The organism is Rhizobium sp. KNZ14-9A (assembly GCF_056755015.1).
The window spans coordinates 581,114-597,563 of record NZ_JBPGXB010000001.1 but is presented as its reverse complement, the minus strand read 5'-3'; the positions used below and the strand labels follow the sequence as shown (position 1 = coordinate 597,563).

The 16,450-nt window shown below is 58.5% G+C and carries 21 protein-coding genes; 5 read left to right on the top strand and 16 right to left on the bottom strand.

Annotation, left to right across the window (positions count from 1 at the left end; genetic code table 11):
* Positions 1 to 47: 47 nt before the first annotated feature.
* The 3 genes from tnpC (at position 48) to ACR9ZQ_RS03115 (ending at position 2,430) form a co-directional block, all read left to right on the top strand.
* Positions 48 to 1,685 carry an IS66 family transposase gene (gene tnpC / locus ACR9ZQ_RS03125; RefSeq protein WP_481426832.1) on the top strand — a complete coding sequence of 546 codons (1,638 nt, stop codon included), beginning with the start codon at positions 48 to 50 and terminating at the stop codon, positions 1,683 to 1,685.
* Entirely contained in the window at positions 1,685 to 1,984 is a 300-nt protein-coding gene (locus tag ACR9ZQ_RS03120; RefSeq protein WP_481427257.1) for a hypothetical protein, read from the top strand. The genes tnpC and ACR9ZQ_RS03120 overlap by 1 nt, the downstream gene beginning before the upstream one ends.
* A 155-nt stretch (positions 1,985 to 2,139) precedes the next feature.
* A complete protein-coding gene (locus ACR9ZQ_RS03115) occupies positions 2,140 to 2,430 on the top strand; it encodes a hypothetical protein (RefSeq protein ID WP_113321425.1) in 291 nt (96 codons plus the stop codon).
* A 159-nt stretch (positions 2,431 to 2,589) separates the two neighbouring features.
* Here ACR9ZQ_RS03115 and ACR9ZQ_RS03110 read toward each other — a convergent pair whose 3' ends face one another.
* The gene (locus ACR9ZQ_RS03110; protein WP_310384742.1) at positions 2,590 to 3,669 is read right to left on the bottom strand and encodes an ROK family protein; all 1,080 of its coding nucleotides are present in this window, start codon (positions 3,667 to 3,669) and stop codon (positions 2,590 to 2,592) included.
* 196 nt (positions 3,670 to 3,865) lie between these two features.
* On the opposite strand from ACR9ZQ_RS03110, the gene ACR9ZQ_RS03105 reads away from it, so the two are divergent.
* Positions 3,866 to 4,477, top strand: coding sequence for a hypothetical protein (locus ACR9ZQ_RS03105; protein WP_481426831.1), 612 nt, complete (start codon positions 3,866 to 3,868; stop codon positions 4,475 to 4,477).
* A 211-nt stretch (positions 4,478 to 4,688) separates the two neighbouring features.
* Here ACR9ZQ_RS03105 and ACR9ZQ_RS03100 read toward each other — a convergent pair whose 3' ends face one another.
* From ACR9ZQ_RS03100 to ACR9ZQ_RS03065, 8 genes are all read right to left on the bottom strand, one after another.
* The gene (locus ACR9ZQ_RS03100) at positions 4,689 to 5,684 is read right to left on the bottom strand and encodes a DUF3618 domain-containing protein (RefSeq protein ID WP_481426830.1); all 996 of its coding nucleotides are present in this window, start codon (positions 5,682 to 5,684) and stop codon (positions 4,689 to 4,691) included.
* On the bottom strand, positions 5,684 to 6,100 hold the full coding sequence (locus ACR9ZQ_RS03095) for a phage holin family protein (protein ID WP_025668358.1): 417 nt from the start codon (positions 6,098 to 6,100) through the stop codon (positions 5,684 to 5,686). The genes ACR9ZQ_RS03100 and ACR9ZQ_RS03095 overlap by 1 nt, the downstream gene beginning before the upstream one ends.
* Positions 6,093 to 6,662 (bottom strand): nutrient deprivation-induced protein, encoded by a 570-nt coding sequence (locus ACR9ZQ_RS03090; RefSeq protein WP_481426829.1) that lies wholly within the window; start codon positions 6,660 to 6,662, stop codon positions 6,093 to 6,095. Before ACR9ZQ_RS03090 ends, ACR9ZQ_RS03095 begins: the two co-directional genes overlap by 8 nt.
* A 547-nt stretch (positions 6,663 to 7,209) precedes the next feature.
* Positions 7,210 to 7,713, bottom strand: a complete 504-nt coding sequence (locus tag ACR9ZQ_RS03085; RefSeq protein WP_481426828.1) for a BA14K family protein — start codon at positions 7,711 to 7,713, stop codon at positions 7,210 to 7,212.
* Positions 7,653 to 7,814, bottom strand: coding sequence for a hypothetical protein (locus ACR9ZQ_RS03080; RefSeq protein WP_162747955.1), 162 nt, complete (start codon positions 7,812 to 7,814; stop codon positions 7,653 to 7,655). Before ACR9ZQ_RS03080 ends, ACR9ZQ_RS03085 begins: the two co-directional genes overlap by 61 nt.
* Before the next feature lie 479 nt (positions 7,815 to 8,293).
* Positions 8,294 to 8,809, bottom strand: coding sequence for an acyloxyacyl hydrolase (locus tag ACR9ZQ_RS03075; protein ID WP_405049737.1), 516 nt, complete (start codon positions 8,807 to 8,809; stop codon positions 8,294 to 8,296).
* Between the two features lie 406 nt (positions 8,810 to 9,215).
* The gene (locus ACR9ZQ_RS03070) at positions 9,216 to 9,422 is read right to left on the bottom strand and encodes a hypothetical protein (RefSeq protein WP_481426827.1); all 207 of its coding nucleotides are present in this window, start codon (positions 9,420 to 9,422) and stop codon (positions 9,216 to 9,218) included.
* A gap of 1 nt (position 9,423) precedes the next feature.
* Positions 9,424 to 9,624: a hypothetical protein gene (locus tag ACR9ZQ_RS03065; protein ID WP_025668348.1), complete on the bottom strand. Its 201-nt coding sequence runs from the start codon at positions 9,622 to 9,624 to the stop codon at positions 9,424 to 9,426.
* Positions 9,625 to 9,864: 240 nt separating this feature from the next.
* On the opposite strand from ACR9ZQ_RS03065, the gene ACR9ZQ_RS03060 reads away from it, so the two are divergent.
* Entirely contained in the window at positions 9,865 to 10,830 is a 966-nt protein-coding gene (locus ACR9ZQ_RS03060) for a cytochrome c (RefSeq protein ID WP_310384640.1), read from the top strand.
* On the opposite strand, the gene ACR9ZQ_RS03055 is transcribed toward ACR9ZQ_RS03060, so the two are convergent.
* The 7 genes from ACR9ZQ_RS03055 to ACR9ZQ_RS03025 form a co-directional block, all read right to left on the bottom strand.
* Positions 10,831 to 11,139 carry a c-type cytochrome gene (locus ACR9ZQ_RS03055; protein WP_310384743.1) on the bottom strand — a complete coding sequence of 103 codons (309 nt, stop codon included), beginning with the start codon at positions 11,137 to 11,139 and terminating at the stop codon, positions 10,831 to 10,833. It abuts the gene before it with no gap.
* Between the two features lie 79 nt (positions 11,140 to 11,218).
* Positions 11,219 to 12,112: a cytochrome c oxidase assembly protein gene (locus tag ACR9ZQ_RS03050; protein ID WP_481426826.1), complete on the bottom strand. Its 894-nt coding sequence runs from the start codon at positions 12,110 to 12,112 to the stop codon at positions 11,219 to 11,221.
* Complete coding sequence (locus ACR9ZQ_RS03045; RefSeq protein ID WP_310384644.1) at positions 12,100 to 12,411, bottom strand: hypothetical protein; 312 nt, start codon at positions 12,409 to 12,411, stop codon at positions 12,100 to 12,102. Before ACR9ZQ_RS03045 ends, ACR9ZQ_RS03050 begins: the two co-directional genes overlap by 13 nt.
* Positions 12,408 to 13,010 carry a cytochrome c oxidase subunit 3 gene (locus tag ACR9ZQ_RS03040; protein WP_310384646.1) on the bottom strand — a complete coding sequence of 201 codons (603 nt, stop codon included), beginning with the start codon at positions 13,008 to 13,010 and terminating at the stop codon, positions 12,408 to 12,410. Before ACR9ZQ_RS03040 ends, ACR9ZQ_RS03045 begins: the two co-directional genes overlap by 4 nt.
* Positions 13,007 to 14,920, bottom strand: coding sequence for a cytochrome c oxidase subunit I (gene ctaD / locus ACR9ZQ_RS03035; RefSeq protein ID WP_481426825.1), 1,914 nt, complete (start codon positions 14,918 to 14,920; stop codon positions 13,007 to 13,009). Before ctaD ends, ACR9ZQ_RS03040 begins: the two co-directional genes overlap by 4 nt.
* Positions 14,917 to 15,906 (bottom strand): cytochrome c oxidase subunit II, encoded by a 990-nt coding sequence (coxB, locus tag ACR9ZQ_RS03030; RefSeq protein WP_310384650.1) that lies wholly within the window; start codon positions 15,904 to 15,906, stop codon positions 14,917 to 14,919. Before coxB ends, ctaD begins: the two co-directional genes overlap by 4 nt.
* Positions 15,906 to 16,442 carry a c-type cytochrome gene (locus ACR9ZQ_RS03025; protein ID WP_310384745.1) on the bottom strand — a complete coding sequence of 179 codons (537 nt, stop codon included), beginning with the start codon at positions 16,440 to 16,442 and terminating at the stop codon, positions 15,906 to 15,908. Before ACR9ZQ_RS03025 ends, coxB begins: the two co-directional genes overlap by 1 nt.
* Between the last annotated feature and the right edge of the window lie 8 nt (positions 16,443 to 16,450).

The window sequence follows — 16,450 nt, the reverse complement described above, 5'->3', positions numbered from 1 at the left end:
ACTCTGTTTTGTTGGGCTTTCGACATGCGGCATGGTAGCTTTCGGCTATGGACGACGCTGCTTCGGAGATAGCCAGACTGCGCGCCGCGCTTGCGGCATCGGAAGCGCGTGCCGCCTCCGCCGAGGCCGATCTCGCGCAGGTGCGCGCCGTCGTAACGACCTCCGAGGCAATGATCCGGCACCTCAAGCTCGAGATCGCCAAAATGCGCCGCGAGCAATATGGCCAGAGTTCGGAACGGCGCGCCCGGCTGATCGACCAGATGGAATTGCAGCTCGAAGAACTCGAGGCCGACGCCACCGAGGATGAGATCGCGGCTGAACGCATGGCAGAGAAGATCACAAATGTCTCCGCCTTCGAACGCCGTCGGCCGGTCCGCAAGCCGTTTCCCGAGCACTTGCCGCGGGAGCGCCTGATCATCGAAGCCCCATCGACTTGCACCTGCTGCGGCTCAGCCCGGATCGTCAAGATGGGAGAGGACGTCACCGAGACGCTGGAGGCGATCCCGCGCCAGTGGAAGGTGATCCAGACGGTGCGCGAGAAGTTCACCTGCCGGGATTGCGAGAAGATCAGCCAGCCACCGGCGCCCTTCCATGCGACCCCGCGGGGATGGGCGGGACCGAACCTGCTGGCGACGATCTTGTTTGAGAAGTTCGGCCAACATCAGCCGTTGAACCGCCAGGCTGAGCGCTACGCCAGGGAAGGCGTCGATCTCAGTCTTTCCACGCTGGCCGATCAGGTCGGAGCCTGCGCGACGGCGCTGCAGCCGATCCATGATCTGATCCGCGCCCATGTGCTGGCCGGCGAGCGGCTGCATGGTGACGACACCACCGTGCCGCTTCTGGCCAGGGGAGCAACAAGGCAGGCACGGTTATGGACTTATGTGCGCGATGACCGTCCCTTCGCCGGCGGCGCGCCTCCCGCGGCGCTCTTCCACTTCTCTCCCGATCGCGAGAAGACCCATCCCAACACGCATCTTGCCGGATGGCAGGGCACACTGCAGGCCGATGCCTATGGCGGCTACAACGACCTCTATCGTGCCGACCGCCGCCCCGCGCCGGTCAAAAGCGCGCTCTGCTGGAGCCATGCGCGACGCAAGTTCTTCGAACTCGCTGACATCGCCGGCAACGTGCGCAAGGGCAAACCTGCCCACGAGATATCGCCCGTCGCGCTTGAGGCCGTGGCCCGTATGGATGCGCTCTTCGACATCGAGCGCAGCATAAACGGAATGCCTGCCGAGGATCGGCTCACAGCGCGGCAGCAACATGCGCGTCCGCTCGTTGAAGAACTGCACGATTGGCTCATGGCTCAGCGTGCCGAGATGTCGAGGCACAATCCCGTCGCCAAGGCGATCAACTATATGTTCGAGAAGGAAGGACGCTGGGAGGCCTTCACGCGGTTCCTCGACGACGGCAGGCTTTGCCTTTCGAACAATGCTGCCGAACGGGCTCTGCGCGGTATTGCTCTGGGAAGAAAGGCGTGGCTGTTCGCCGGCTCCCAGCGCGGAGGTGAGCGTGCTGCCTTCATGTATTCCCTGATCGTCACGGCGAAGATGAACGATATCGATCCTCAGGCCTGGTTGGCGGACGTGCTCGCCCGTATGCCCGGTATATCCGTATCACGGCTGCCGGAACTGTTGCCGTGGAACTGGACCGCCGCTGGCAGCACCCGGCAGAGGGCGGCCTGATGGCGCGCCCGACGCATGTCTACACGATCGACTACGTCGCCACGCTGATCGGCGAGAACCTCGAACTCCTTCAGGCAGTCGCCAGCAACTCCGACAACATCGACTATGGCGAGATGATCCATGCTCATGACGGCAGCGAGGAGGGCATCACGACCTTCACCGACCAGGGCATCGAAAGCTTGAAGGAGTTCCTCGCGGATATCCGCACCTCGGACGGCGGTATTCGGCAGTTCCTTGTTGACGAGCAATGCGATCAGGAAAAAATCGAACGCATCATGGCGGACGAGCCGAAATCATAAGCCGCGCGGCCTTCGCCGGATGGATACGCGTGCTCCAATGGCAGGTCTTAAACGAACGTTGTGCCGGCGCCTTAGGTTGGCCTTATATCAATGGTGCGGGGAACTAAAGACAGCCCGGTCCATTTTCCTTCTGAACAATCTTAAAGGACATGGTCATGCGCAGGTTCATTGCAGCAACGACATCGATCATTCTTCTCGGACTTAGCGTTCCCGCTTTATCGCAGGCTCTCGGCGACATGGATTCCAGTGGCCGGTTTGGCGGCATGCCTCCTGGCACTGATCGTTATCGCCAGGACTATGACCAGGGCGGGGTTTCCATCCCGCTTGATGTCGCCACCGGCAGCATTGCTGTCGACCGGCGTTCGACGCCGGTCTGCCCGAAGCCCGGTACGCGCGAGTGGCGCGCTGAAGCGCGGGACGGCACGTTGAGAGAAGATTGTCGCTGACGATATGGCGCGATCGACTATGACTTACGGAAAACTTGATGGTATCAGGTGACAAGCATTGCATATGGCCGGAATGCTCGCGTCACCCCCAGGCGAGCGAAAATATGTCGGAAGTGAGAGAAATTCCGTGTAACGTCCGGAGGGATCTTCTCGGCCACCCTATTTCTTTTTGACCGTTCGGTTCGTGAAATGTGCATTGCCGAGACCAGTGCCGATCGTCAGCGCCGCCCAGCTCGAAACGTCCCTCACCTGCGGCATCTGCGAAAGCCCCTGCACCACTGCGTCATTATGCATAATGATGAAAATGTCATCGCCACCGATATTTGGGATGGCCTTTTTCAGCTCGCGCGGAAGGTTAAAATGGTCGCTTTCCCAGTTTCCGCCCGGCAGATTTTGTCCGCCACGTGTGATTGAGCCATCGGCTTCAATGACACCTGGGCATCCGATACCGATGAGGGGGGCAAGCCTAAGACGAGCGGCCTTTGCCTTTTCGACAAGTTCCCCAAGCATGGCGGCAAGCCTGGAAATCGTTGCAGTGCGGCTCGGTTCGTCGTCGGCATGGCGCCAGAGTATAGAATCGGTGACACGCGTCTCATCAAGGTTTCGCTTCTTCCCCTTGCCGAATTCGACAATGCCCGCCCTGACGTTGGTACCGCCGATGTCAACCGCCAAGATCGCTTCATGGCCATTGAGCATCCAGTCGGGCATGAGATAGACCGCCCCAATCAAGCCGGCCTCATCAGCGTGATGAATCGTGGGCAGCAGCTTGATGTCCATCCCCAACGCGTTCAGCAAAATTTGTGTCCGGGCAATTGTGAGCTCTCCCACACGCCCCTGTCTGAACCCTCCGCCGATGACAATGCGCTCGGTCTTAGACCATACGCTGTCTTGAACAAATTTCTCGATTACCCCAGCAAAATCGTGAGCGAAACCTTCGATCGCTCCCATCACAACGGCGACCGCCTCCACATCTTCGCCCACCAGCAGGGCATCGATCTTTTTCTTCGAAAGTTTGTCAGCTGGCATGTCTTTCAACGGATCCATTCCGTGCGTCCGCTGGACCTTTCTCAGCTCCTCGAGCTTCGAGATGAATGTCGCTTTGTTCGCGTCATCGCCAAGAAAGCCATTCCTGCCACGTAGTTTGCTGCTGTAATCGTCAACGGTCACAGACGACAGTTCCGCTGCGCCATGGATTAGAGGAGCGGTCTCAAGCTGCTTTTGCGATTTTGTTTTTGCCATCGAAGCCTCAAATGTCGGCAGCAAGCCGTGGAATGGGAGGAGGTAACGCAGTGCGAAGACGAGATGTTCCATGAATAAACGTCCTTGCAACTCAAGTCCCAGCGGCTGATCACGACATGCAAAAGCGGACCACTTCTGGAACCCTATCGTCATTCATGGATTTCCCATCACCAAGTGTGAAACGGAGTGGACAACAATGACCGTGAGCCATGCTGACACAGACAAATCGGGATCCTTGTCATTGCTCTCATTCTTCGATGATCGCACTGGCGCCGAGCAAGCGGCCGAATTGCTGGTGGCGGCTGGCATTCAACGTGCGAACATTGGTCTCATTGCCGATGTGCAGAACTCACGAACAGACATAGATGAACACGACGGCCTCTGGAGTAACATCGAAGATTTCCTATTTCCCAAAGAGGATCAGGCCGTCTACAGCGAGGGTATTCGGCGGGGCGGCCATGTGCTCGCGGTCTCCGGCCTTTCAGAGCGCAATTACGAGCTGGCGCTCAGCATTCTCGATGAGGCGGGATCCGTGGATCTTGATGAGCGGATCGTGACATGGCGCTCCGAAGGTTGGAATGATACCCAAGGATTCCTGGATCAGCTGCAGCACCCACCCGCCGTCATCGACCGCGACGTCGCTGCCTCGCTCATCGGGAAGGGCCGAGGCGACGAGGTCGCCCCGGTGATCACCGAGAAGATCAAATTCGGGCAGAAGAGCGATCGGAGCCGACCCCGCGTTCGGGTCTACACTGTTGAGTACATTTTGAAGGATGCCGGCAAAGATCCAACCGGCTCTCCTCGATGACCGCACGACCTTTCTCCCAGGTCGTGGCACATTTTCAAGCAGAGTTCAAAGCGTGGGTCCTTTGACTGGGCTTTACCCAGGCGTCAGCACGATCACAGGCGAACCCGTCGGCCGTTGCCTGAACATCAGTCGCTCACCCGTTGAGTGCACATGGCGGGCTCTGCCCAGAGGTCATAGATCAAAATGCGCCGCGCCTTAACTCAACGACACTTTATGTCGCAGCGCCCTTGTTCTTTAAACCATCCACTTCATCGATGATGCGGCCCTTTGCTGCATCGTGGAGATCCGCCGTCACCGAGAGTGCTTTGTCGAACACAGCGGAAGCTGCATCCTTGCCGTATTCGAGTGCGTCTTCCGCTTCCGAAGCAGCCTTGGCCCTGACCGCGTCGGCTGCCTCGCCAAGGATCTCATCCTCCTGTTCTGAGTGCGGAAGTGCTGCCCCGATCGCCGCTCCGACTGCGAAGGCGAGAGCGCCACCAACCAGCGGCTGGTCACGGAAATGCGACAGAATAGCTTCATTCAACCGGTTCGACTGATTCATGAGGGTCGTTCCGGTCGAGCCGGCAGCGCTGGAAACGGATCCCGCGGCCTCGCCGATCTTCTGAGTCGCGCCGCCGACCGCACCCTTGACACTGTCCCAAGTGTCGGATGCCCACCCCAGCGAAGCATCGAGAGCAGCGCCCGCTTCATCGCTGATGGAAGAGATGCGCTGTCCGGCCGCGTCCGAAAAGCCGCGATAGGCTTTGCCGGTTGAATCAAGGAAATCGCCGGCCCGACGTCCCGTCTCATCGGTAAGAGCCTTGAAGCGTTCGCCAGCCTCGTCCGTAAAGTGGCTGTAACGAAGACCGCCGATGTCTTCTGGCGGGCCAACGCGTTTGATTGTCCCCCGCGCGGGATAGAACGGAAGAACCTCCCGGTCGTCCTGCGCCGGCAAGCCTTGAGACCCGGAGGTGCCCTGTTTAGCCACCAGCCACGCAAGGCTCACGCCCATTAACGCTACCGGCAGTGGGTTGGCCTTCACGGCTCTTCCAAGGTTGGTCAAATAATCAGCGCCGCCACTTCCCTTGGCATAGGCAAGGACCTCATCAACGAGCTGCCCGGGGGACATCCGTTCCTGGATAGCATCGATCCGCGCTTCGATCCTCTGGCGATCGTCGTCGATCTCGCGCTGTAAATCGGCGGAGGATTTTTCAGAAGATTGCGTCATCACATTTTCTCCTTGACAACGTCCACATCACGGCGAAGCGACGCGGTCGTTCGATTAAGTTTGAATCGCGTACCCCGCAAGGCAGCAATTCCTCTCGACACAAGCGCCCAGGCAATGGCGGCAATGACGACACCGACAATCACGGCTGCTAGCGCCTGCGCGCTGGTTTCGCTCATGCCGTTCTGCACAAGCGCGGCCGCAAGTCCGCCGACTAAGGCGCTGAGGAGCACGCCGACGGCGCCGATCGCGAGCACGACACCAATTAAAAGAACCTCCACGCCGCTCAGGGCGCTACTGAGTTTTTCCGAAGCCTCAGTCTTGGCGAGATCGATTTCCTTGCGTAGCAGCCCTGTAACGTCCGCGAGAAGCCCACCGACCAATTCAGCCAAAGGCGTGTTGTCTCCTAGCTTAGCCATTGTTCGTTCCTCCGGTGCGATCGGACAAATCCTGTGCATGTGATGTCCCGTCAGGCGACCCCTGTGAGGGGCGTGACGCCGGGCGTTTTGCCGAGGCGGTTAGGAACCGGCTTGCTACCAGACCGGCCAGTGCCGCGGCACCGAGAAAAGCGACAGGCTGACGACGGCCGAATGCCTCCGCCATGCCGGCGATTTCGCCGAGATCGCGCCCCTCCATATCCTTTGCAATTGCCTGAATGTCGTGACCTATGCGTCGGGCAAGTCTGCCCACGTCCCGCTGGTCACCGGCTTCCAGTTCGCTGCCGACCTTTTCGAGGGCAGTAGCCACACCGCCGACCTGGCGTGCCGCGAAATTCTTTTGCTCGGCAGCTTTGTCCTGGACCTTGGTCATAACAGTTGCAGCACTTGCCTCGACGGCATCCGCAGCCTGTGTGAGGTCGCCTGAAACCCTGTCCTTGAGATCGCTGAGCGTGGGGGCCGGGTGTGCGGACGGTGAAGCATCATTGCTCCTTGACGACAAGCCGGATGGACTGAATGGTCCCGGGCGGAATTCTTCGGGCATCTCTGCCTCCCTGAGGTTGACGAATCTGTTCAGATGCCTCCCAACTTCGCTGCAGCGGGTTTGTTCCTGGGACAACCGGTCCTGTTGCGGCAGAAACTTGCTAGGACATGTTCCCCAGGTTCGCCCTTGACTAAAGCAATCGTTTTTCCGGTTCCTGGCCGGGTCCCTTGTTACCTGCGGCCGAACGGCCACGCTTCGGAAGCCACAATGCGAAGATGGCCGAGAGAGCTGCTGATGACAGAAAGCGTACAAGCGCTGGATCGGACCCCTAAGGGCGGGCCGCGCTTGAGTGCGCCGTTTCCATCGCACGAAGTCGCAATCACGAGTTACACGAGACTGCCGGCTCCAGGCGGCCAGCTATTTAAGATTTCGATCTTGCCGATGGTCGAACCGCACTTGATTCTATCGCCGCGCTTCATTTCGCGCGCTCGACACGAGGCGCCTGAAGTTTTCGAGATGCGACTAATACGAGCGCCGGAACGCGCTATCGCCACACGCGTCGCAATGAAGAGGCGAGCTCGTCCTCTGATAATCGCGCAAATTTTTGTCACTTCCTCCGCGGGTCCCCCAGGTTTCCAGCCGACGCAATTTCTGCGGCGGAACGAATCTCGCAGTCGCGCCGCGGACCCTCGTATGGCTGATAAGTATTGTCCTGCTCCCTATAAGACTGATAGTGGGCGGCACACCACGCGGCCTTGGAATTTCCACCGCGGGCTTCTGAGACCACAGTCACATCCGCTTCAGTCGGCTGTGGCGTAGTATATGGCGATATGCAAGTGCGGATCTGTCCGCTGTCGGTGCGGTAGTTGTTGGTCGCGTTGGGCCGATCGAGCCACACCGCATAGCGATTGATTGTAGTTGGAGGTTCTTCCGAAACTCCTCCGTGGGCATGAAAGAGACGGGTCCGTTCCAACCCAGCATTCACTGTTCCAATTATTGAACACCGTCTCCTGAACGCCACCGAGAGTGGGACTTCGTAGGCGTGTTCGGCTATAAAAGGAACCAAATGCCGACGAGGATCAGGAACCCGGCCAGCAAAGCAACCGCCCATGCGGATTTGGCAACCCCTCCTTTGGGTGGGGGATTGTGCTGTCCTTCGTAGGGCGTGCTCGGATCGGTGGAACCGTAGGAATCGCTGCCATCATCTGCCATTGGACCCTCTCCACTAAGCAGATCCAACCTCAATCGCGGATACTTGTTCCGGCTTCCTGTGAAGCAATTCTCAAGGTCTGCGTCATCCTACCAGTCGCTACTGCGCATCAAATCGCCGTCCAGCCCGACCGTCGCTTATTGCCGCATGGATAAGACGTCAGCTCTCTTGCCGGGCTCCTTTGTTTGCCGCATCGTCAAAGCAAAATCATGCAGTCGGCCCACTTGGCAAGCGTTCCCGAACTTGATCGACACGCATTTCTGGACAGCGAAAGCCCCCATCGGCGATAAAGGACGCCACTATGATCCTGCTGGAAGGTGCCGGTCAGACCGCCGGGAAGGGCTATAGAATTAGCGCGAGCCAAGCGCTGTACGCGATCTGATGTGGAGGGTGTCGCGTCCAACGGTAAGCTAAACCTTTCGAACGCACACGGGTCGACATCGAGCCTGCCCTTGGCCGAACTCTTGTACAGAGACTTCGATTAAAACTTGTACCCGACCTGCAGCCCTGCGCGTGTCATCCCATCGTTGGGGCTGCAGAGGTTTGCGTTCGATGAATGCGCGATTTGAGCCAGCAAGTTCCAGTGTTCTGTGAAACGATAGCCGGCACCAATATATTCGTGGAACAGGACACGACAGCCGAGATTGGGGCCGTCCTCGTTGCCATCCAGATTCCCCGTATGGATAACGCCGCCGAATCCAGCTTCGGCAAAGACCTTGCTGGTCAAATCAATCGTCCAACTAAATCCCGTGAAAAATTGCGTTGCTTCACCCGCGGTTCCGATGGACGTCCCAAGGTGCACGCGCGGACGCATGAGCTGATCTCTCCAGTTCGAGGCAGATTCATACCCGAATGGATCGAAAAAAGCAGTTATTTCGGGAAAGACGCCATCTTCGGCAGAGCCGCCGCCTTGGACGGACGTTGATGTGCCGAAACGCAGTTCATCAAAGACCTGATCCCCCGCTGACGCATGACCACCAAGGAAGGTCGCCGCCATGAGAGAAAGTACAAATGACAGCTGAGCGTTCAGTCGATTTCTACTCATTGCACGTTGATTTCCTCGCAAAGCCGATTGGCCAATTGCTAGCATGCCCGGGAACAATCGAAAGTATTTTTTTCGACGCTTCCGATAAACACGCAAGACAGACGCGTTTGGATCACACATCACGAGTGCAACAGGAGTCGACGGATCGTCGTACCAACTCGTTTTGGAGCCTTGGCACCACGCTCGACCCCGGTGTCGCCCACCTATCGCCCATTTCGAGCGCATTTCGGACGTGGCGGCCTATAGTCGCCTTGTGCGATGAATAGGTTTTCTCCGACGGAATGCCATTCCTGACGACGCGGCTTAAAGAAGGACGTGCTCAAGCGCTCTGTGAAGCACGTTGCACTGCAAGAAATGATTAGCGCATCCGTCCTTCGTTCGAGCTGTCGGGATCGTAGTTAATGTCCCAATCCTTCGCCGGCTCTTGGCCGGGAGGGATCTTGTGTACGGTCGCGTCTTCGGAACCGGTGATCACCGTCGGCTTGGCGCTATGAACGCCGGACGCATTTCGATCGGCTTTCGATTTGGCGAACTGACCCTCGGCATCCTTTTCGACGTCTGCCATTTTACTCGCCTTTCTGCTTGTAACCGTCCGATACGGTCTTGACCTTGGGATCGGCATTCGTCTCCCCATTTGCATCCTCCGCGTGATCCGGATTGTCCTTGGCGCGCAGATAGCCACGCGGCGTGTTCTCCTGCGGGCCCTCCCAGCGGGGTGACTGATCGGTAGTGCCGGCGGCGCCATCTTTCGGTTTATTCATTCCCATGACAAATCTCCTTTCACTGGGAGCTTAACTTTTGCTGCAGCTCAAGGTTCCCCGTGGATGCGCCGCTTTCTCGGTAAACCATTCCATTTGCTCGGCAGCGCAGTCGTGCCGCAGCGCGTGCGACGGGGATGGGTCATCTGACTTGTCAAACGGTCGCATACCGTGCCCGAGCTTGCGGAACCCGCGACAAGGATCATTCGTTGCTACAGCGAGAAAAGACACAGCGCTGGTTGGAGCGTGATGAACGAAGAGAGCGAGTTTGCCGCCCAATTAACATCATCCGCCGATGGCAACCGCCCTTGGCCGATATTGGCATGTCTGGGAACAGCAATCGTCTTGTCCGGTCTGTTGATCGGTTGGAAGGTTACCGAGGCTGTTCCCGCATTTCGGCCGAATGATGAGCGCCTCGAAGGCGGCAACGCAGCGCGTGGCAAGGCGGTATTTGACGCAAGCGACTGCGCATCGTGCCACGCAAGCCCTGGTCAGCCTGACCGGCTTCGCTTGGGAGGCGGGCTGCTGCTGGCGTCTCCCTTCGGCTCCTTTCGCGTACCCAACATCTCGCCCGATCGCAGCGACGGCATCGGCGCTTGGTCGGCATCTGATCTGGCGAACGCATTGGTTGCCGGCATATCACCCCAACGCCAGCATTATTATCCGGCCTTCCCATATCCGAGCTATACGGCGATATCCGTCGACGACATCAGTGACCTCTACGCATACCTTAAGACATTGCAACCTGTTGCCGGCAAACAGCCGCCGCACGAAGTTCCCCTGATCTTCAGATACCGTCGTATGCTTGCCTTCTGGAAGATGCTGTTTTTCAGGCAGGGGCAGTCCGAAGCCACCCTCAACGGCGACCCGCTTCACGATCGCGGCGGCTATCTCGTGGAGACCCTCGGCCACTGCGCCGACTGTCATTCCACACGAAACAGGCTGGGTGCCATCAAATCATCGACCCGATTTGCCGGCGGACCCGACCCGGAAGGGACAGGCTTTGTGCCGAACATCACGCCGGACCGCATCGGCACCTGGAGCGAAGCCGACATCGTTGTAATGCTGGAGACCGGGGAAACCCCGCAACATGGACGGGTGGGCTCATCAATGGTGGACGTGGTAACGAACACCAGGCAACTGCCACCGGGTGACCGTCAAGCCATAGCCCGTTATATCAAATCGCTACCGCCGCGACCAACGCCGGAGCCTTGATCAGTGAGAATAAAGATAGGCCGCAACGTCACGCGCTTCTGCTTCGGAAATACCGGTAGCAGGCATTGCCGAAGTCGGTGAAAATAGCTGTGGCGCCACGATCCAAGCCGTGAGGTTCTGCGGCGTGTTTGTCACCACACCTCCGATGTAGACCTGTTGGCGAAGATCTGACAGGCGCCCACCCACTTTTCCGTCAGCACCAGCTATTCCAGCGATCGTGTGGCATCCGCCGCATCCGTATCGGCGAAGCGCGGCTGGAGCTCGTGTCACATCTCCCCCGGTAAGCGCTTCGGCGACGTCTCGAGCCATGGCCCTTTGCCTGATCAGATCAGCAGCGAAAGCGACCGCTCCAGCCGCCAGCAAAAATAGCATGAAGCCAAGGACAGGTTTAGACAGTGTGGAAGCGGTCGGCACGCCTGCCTCCCTGGCTGGAGGAAAGGATCCAGGTAGCCACGGAACAGAGTGCTGCGGCCGCATAAATGACCCCGCCCGGTACCCACATGATGAGACCAGCCATTTGCTGGTCTTCCAGCGGTGTCAGGCCCCATTGATCGGAATAGCGGGTTTGGTCCGGGAAGATGACGTTTGGTGCGAGCGTGATCAAGGCTCCGAGAACGCCAGTATGAATCATTGTTACGAAAAGATGCCAGGCAGCGGTCCCGTAGTCGCAACGCCAGGTAATCGCCCACCAGAAGAGGAGACCCGTCAGGAAAAAGCTTAGGTGTTGGAGCCTGTGCAACAGGACGTCCGTCACGCTCGCGTCGAAGAGGGTCGGCGCGTGCCAGACCCAAATTGCCAGACCGTGCAAAAGCGTCGCCACAAGGGGAAGCGAAACAACACCCCAAGCCACACGTGCGGCACGGTGCCTTATCGCAGCCGCAACTTGATGCCTCGCTTTTTTCGGCAGACCCCAAAGAAGCAGGCCGACCGGGCGTGCCAACGCAAGAAGCGGCGCCGCCACGATCATGACCAGTTCATGCTCGATCATGTGCATCGTAAACATATGCTCGCCGAGTTCGTGCAAAGGTGAGACAAGGGCGATCACCATCACCGCCACGCCCAACCAGAACAGGCCGACCGAAGCGATCAAGCGAGCGCTGAACCGCTTGCGTCGTTGCCACAGTCGAAGCGTGCCGGCACCGTGCAGAACGGCAATGATGAGGATTGGCGTGACGATCCACGGATCGATCGTCCAATCAAGCCCGGCATGAGGTTCCCCGCCATGAGCGGCGGCCGGCCCGACACGGAGGAGCAAGAGCAGCAAAGCTATCAGCGTGCGCATGGGTTCACCAAGATTGTCGCCGCAACCTGCAGAATGAGCGCGAAAGAAACCGCCAGGCCGAATAGGAGCGAAAGCTTGCCGACAAACGACCCGGTTCGAGACGGCTGGGCGGTTAACGCATTGTAGCAGAAAAGGACCCCGGCAGCGGCGATCGCAGCGGCGGCGAATGCTCCGATCAACGTCCAGGATACACCACCGTTGCAATCCGCGTAGGGCAGGATCTGCCCCAATTGCGTGTTGATTGCCCAGGCTGTCGGCGGCAGCACTAGGCCGGCATATCGTCCAAGCAGAAAGCTCATAAGCGTGGGACCCAATAGATGCAGATGTAGAGCGGCAACCATGTGATGATCACAAAATGCCAATAAAGGGCATTGTCCTCGACATCCCCGAAACGCCTGGGGTTGTCGGCATGACGGGAAAACATCAGGGCGGTCAAAACGAGCGTTTCCACCAGGTCGGTCAGGATATGCGTGGTGTGGAGCCCGAGAAGGGTCCAGACAATCGAGCCATATGCATTTGCGTCCCAATTGATGTGCAGAGCCGCAAACTCGAAAGCGCGAAATGCCATGGGAATGACACCGCAGACCGTCATGACGACAAGCCCGAGCCGGACCTTGCGAAGGTCTTTCTGACGTGCCCATCTGGAGACAAGAATGTTGGGAATAGCGCTGGCAACGAGGACTGCGGTCAGCCAGGTGCCGGCCCACAAGTCGGGCGGGGGAGCCTCGATTGGCCATGCGGGCGCCAGGCTCATCAGATAGAAGTAGACAGCAATCGCCAGGCCAAATCCGCTGCCCTCGATCAACATGAAGGCCAAGGTCGCCCACCAGGTTGGGCTTTTGGAGCCTCTGCCATGAAGCGGCAGGGCGGCTACGTCCAGAACGACGCGGTCTTTCACGATTCGTCCTCCGGCGTGCCCTTCGGCCAGAACCAGCCGATCAAGGCGATAGCGACTGGAATAGATCCCCAGATCACGGCCCAGGGCGAGAAAATCGACCAGATCAGCATGATCGTGGTAGCGATCGCCGACCAGAATGGCCAGACCGAGTCCCGTGGTGAGGATTCCCTCGCCTCAGGTAAGGCTTCGACGACACTTGTCACCAAAAGCTCCCGGCGATCCGTGCGCAAGCCTGCAGCGGTCGAAAGATCCTTAACATCGTCCGACAGCGGATTTCGCGAGCGAACGACCGGGATGCGCCTGAAGTTGTATGATGGCGGGGGTGAGGCTGTCGCCCATTCGAGTGTCGAGGCACCCCAGGGGTTCGGTCCGGCCGCCGGTCCAGACCGAAAACTGCGCAGGGCATCAATGAAGAAGACCACAAAGCCCAATGCCAATATGATCGAACTCAAGCTGACAAACAGGTTCAAGCCACTCCACGGCAATTCCGGCTGGTAGGTATAGATCCTGCGTGGCATGCCCCACAGGCCTAGAATGTGCATTGGAAAGAACGTCAGGTGAAAGCCTACGAAAATCAGCCAGAACGCCAGTTGTCCGAGCCGCTCGCTCATCATTCGCCCGGTCATTTTGGGAAACCAATAATAGATCGCGCCGACCAATGGAAAGACTGCCCCGCCGATCAGGACATAGTGAAAATGCGCAACAACGAAATAGGTATCGTGAACCTGTGTATCGAAGGGGACCGATGCGACCATAACCCCGGTTAAGCCTCCCATCACAAAAGTGACGATAAATCCGAGTACGAAGAGAAGTGGCGTCTTGAACACCGGCCGCCCGGACCAAAGTGTCGCCAGCCAACAAAAAATCTGGATGCCGGCCGGCACGGCGATCGACATGCTGGATGCGGTGAAGAAGCTCTCGCCTACGCGGGGAAGGCCGACCACAAACATGTGATGGACCCACAGTCCGAAGGAGAGCACGCCGGTTGTGATCAGCGCCATCACCAGCCACAAATAGCCGAAAAGCGGGCGCCCGACAAATGTTGGCAAGATGGTTGACACCATGCCTACGGCAGGCAGGAAGATGATGTAAACCTCCGGGTGGCCAAAAAACCAGAACAAGTGCTGCCACAAAAGCGCGTCACCACCTTTCGCCGGGTTATAAAATTGGGTGCCGACCAGCCGGTCGAGGATCAGCGTCGAGCTACCAAACATGATCGCTGGCATTGCCAGGATGACAAGGAACGACATGACCAACATCGCCCACACAAGCACGGGGATACGGTCGAGTGACATGCCGGGTGCCCTTTGCTTGAAGACGGTCACAACAACTTCCACTGCTACGGCGAGGGCTGCGACCTCCGTAAACGTGATCATCTGGGCCCAGAGATCAGTCCGCTTGCCTGGGCCGTATTGCGGTCCGGCAAGGGGGACATAGGCGAACCAGCCCACATCCGGAGCGGTATCTAGCGCGAAGGCCAGCCAGAGAAGGATGCCGCCGAACAGGTAAATCCAGTAGGAGAACGCATTGAGACGCGGGAATGCGATGTTGCGTGTTCCCACCATCAGCGGCACGAGATAGACAGCCATTGCTTCCATGACCGGCACCGCAAACAGGAACATCATGTTTGTGCCGTGCATTGTGAAAATCTGATTGTAGCGATCGGCACTGATGAAACGTGCTTCCGGCTGGGAAAGCTGCAGGCGCATCGCCAGCGCGAGCACGCCGCCGAGGACGAGAAAGATGAAAGCTGTGGAGACGTAGCGTTGCGCAATCGTCTTGTGATCGACGGTGGCGACGCCACCCCAGAACCCCGATCGCGCGCACCAGGTGACTGCCAGCCGCCGCTCGATCTCTCCATCGTCAAAATCGCTATCGATGGGCCGGTGCGCCTGTCGATCCATGGTCATTTCAGGCCTTCCATATAGGCTGAGATCTGCCGGAGCTCGTCGCTCGTCAGCGGTATCAGCGGCATATTGTTGCCAGGCTTCAAGGTCTGAGGATCGGCAATCCAGGCCGCCAGCGAGCCGCGGGTCCGATCAAAAAGTCCTGCTGCAATTGTTGCGCGGCTGCCGACATGCGTCAGATCCGGGCCCGAGGTCCCACCTGCCATTGTTCCGCGGATGGTATGGCAGGCCGCGCAAGGCTTGCTCATGAATGCTGTCTTTCCAAGGGCTGCCTCGGGATCAGAAGGCTCAATCGCGCTCTGGTGTTGCGCGAACTGCCAACTTCGATAGTCCCGCTCCTCCTGTGCCACCACCAGAAACGCCATATGGCTGTGCTGGAGCCCACAAAACTCGGCACACTGCCCTCGATAAATGCCGGGGTTCTTTGCGTTCAGCGTCAGGGTGTTCAACCGGCCCGGGATCATGTCGAGTTTGCCGGCAAGGCTCGGGACCCAAAATGAATGGATGACGTCGATCGATTCCAGTTGCAGGCGCACATTCTGACCAACCGGGATGTGGAGTTCGTTTGCGGTCTGAAAGATTTGCGTTCCATCCGGATATTCGTAGATGAACTGCCACCACCATTGCTGCGCCTTCACCCGGACGGTGACAGCTGCATCTAAGCTGTTGTAGAGCGCCCGGGTCGTGTAAAAACTTGCCACGGTCAGTGCGCTTATGACCAAGACGGTTCCTGTCACCGCGGCGCTGACGATCCTCGTTATGTTCCGCTCCGATCGATCATGCTCGATAATCGGCCGGTTTCTCCCATGCAACAGCGACCAGGCCAGGAAAGCGACAACAAGCAGCCAGACAGCCGTACATACGACGACGACAAGGATGATCAAATCCTTCAACGCGCCGGCTGACGTGCCATGGGTATCAAGTGCCGACTGAGGACCAGTGCATCCCGCAAGCACGGACAAAAGCGATATGGCCAGGCAGTTTCTCATCAGGGCGATGGCCCCTGTTCCGCATGGATAGGATTTGGTCCTTCGTCGAAGAGTATCGACGCCGGACCGCGATTTTCGGCCGGTCGATCAGTTTTATCATCATTGCGACTTGGTGCCACCACGCTCGTCGAGTAAGCGCCGAGTGACTTGACGTAGCCGGCCAACTGCCAGATCTCGTCACTGGTCATCCTGTCCTTGAAGGCGGGCATTCCGTGAGGTCGCCCATCTCTGATCGAGGCGACGATCGACACCATGGATGGCCCGTAATACCACCAGCCATCAATGAAAGATGGGCCGGTCCCGCCCCGCCCGTCACCGTGGCAGGCCGAACAGCCGAACCAGGAATATAGCCGCTTGCCCTGGCTGAGATCATAACCGGTTCTTTCGTAGGACTGGCCAAGCGCAAAATATACCTCCGTGGGGGCCCCGCTGATGCGGTTTGGCATCAGCCGGAACTGGTCAAGCGCGGCAGATACCGGAGGATCGGTCCGGTAAACTCGCGGCTCCCTGAAATAGCCGATCGCTACGGCTGACATGAGACCAA

Excerpts from the sequence above, each read along its gene's own strand:
- tnpC (WP_481426832.1), top strand. The coding sequence starts at position 48 with ATGGACGACGCTGCTTCGGAGATAGCCAGACTGCGCGCCGCGCTTGCG.
- ACR9ZQ_RS03120 (WP_481427257.1), top strand. The coding sequence starts at position 1,685 with ATGGCGCGCCCGACGCATGTCTACACGATCGACTACGTCGCCACGCTG.
- ACR9ZQ_RS03115 (WP_113321425.1), top strand. The coding sequence starts at position 2,140 with ATGCGCAGGTTCATTGCAGCAACGACATCGATCATTCTTCTCGGACTT.
- ACR9ZQ_RS03110 (WP_310384742.1), bottom strand. The coding sequence starts at position 3,669 with ATGGCAAAAACAAAATCGCAAAAGCAGCTTGAGACCGCTCCTCTAATC.
- ACR9ZQ_RS03105 (WP_481426831.1), top strand. The coding sequence starts at position 3,866 with ATGACCGTGAGCCATGCTGACACAGACAAATCGGGATCCTTGTCATTG.
- ACR9ZQ_RS03100 (WP_481426830.1), bottom strand. The coding sequence starts at position 5,684 with ATGACGCAATCTTCTGAAAAATCCTCCGCCGATTTACAGCGCGAGATC.
- ACR9ZQ_RS03095 (WP_025668358.1), bottom strand. The coding sequence starts at position 6,100 with ATGGCTAAGCTAGGAGACAACACGCCTTTGGCTGAATTGGTCGGTGGG.
- ACR9ZQ_RS03090 (WP_481426829.1), bottom strand. The coding sequence starts at position 6,662 with ATGCCCGAAGAATTCCGCCCGGGACCATTCAGTCCATCCGGCTTGTCG.
- ACR9ZQ_RS03085 (WP_481426828.1), bottom strand. The coding sequence starts at position 7,713 with ATGGGCGGTTGCTTTGCTGGCCGGGTTCCTGATCCTCGTCGGCATTTG.
- ACR9ZQ_RS03080 (WP_162747955.1), bottom strand. The coding sequence starts at position 7,814 with ATGGCAGATGATGGCAGCGATTCCTACGGTTCCACCGATCCGAGCACG.
- ACR9ZQ_RS03075 (WP_405049737.1), bottom strand. The coding sequence starts at position 8,809 with ATGGCGGCGACCTTCCTTGGTGGTCATGCGTCAGCGGGGGATCAGGTC.
- ACR9ZQ_RS03070 (WP_481426827.1), bottom strand. The coding sequence starts at position 9,422 with ATGGCAGACGTCGAAAAGGATGCCGAGGGTCAGTTCGCCAAATCGAAA.
- ACR9ZQ_RS03065 (WP_025668348.1), bottom strand. The coding sequence starts at position 9,624 with ATGGGAATGAATAAACCGAAAGATGGCGCCGCCGGCACTACCGATCAG.
- ACR9ZQ_RS03060 (WP_310384640.1), top strand. The coding sequence starts at position 9,865 with ATGAACGAAGAGAGCGAGTTTGCCGCCCAATTAACATCATCCGCCGAT.
- ACR9ZQ_RS03055 (WP_310384743.1), bottom strand. The coding sequence starts at position 11,139 with ATGGCTCGAGACGTCGCCGAAGCGCTTACCGGGGGAGATGTGACACGA.
- ACR9ZQ_RS03050 (WP_481426826.1), bottom strand. The coding sequence starts at position 12,112 with ATGCGCACGCTGATAGCTTTGCTGCTCTTGCTCCTCCGTGTCGGGCCG.
- ACR9ZQ_RS03045 (WP_310384644.1), bottom strand. The coding sequence starts at position 12,411 with ATGAGCTTTCTGCTTGGACGATATGCCGGCCTAGTGCTGCCGCCGACA.
- ctaD (WP_481426825.1), bottom strand. The coding sequence starts at position 14,920 with ATGACCATGGATCGACAGGCGCACCGGCCCATCGATAGCGATTTTGAC.
- coxB (WP_310384650.1), bottom strand. The coding sequence starts at position 15,906 with ATGAGAAACTGCCTGGCCATATCGCTTTTGTCCGTGCTTGCGGGATGC.
- ACR9ZQ_RS03025 (WP_310384745.1), bottom strand. The coding sequence starts at position 16,442 with ATGTCAGCCGTAGCGATCGGCTATTTCAGGGAGCCGCGAGTTTACCGG.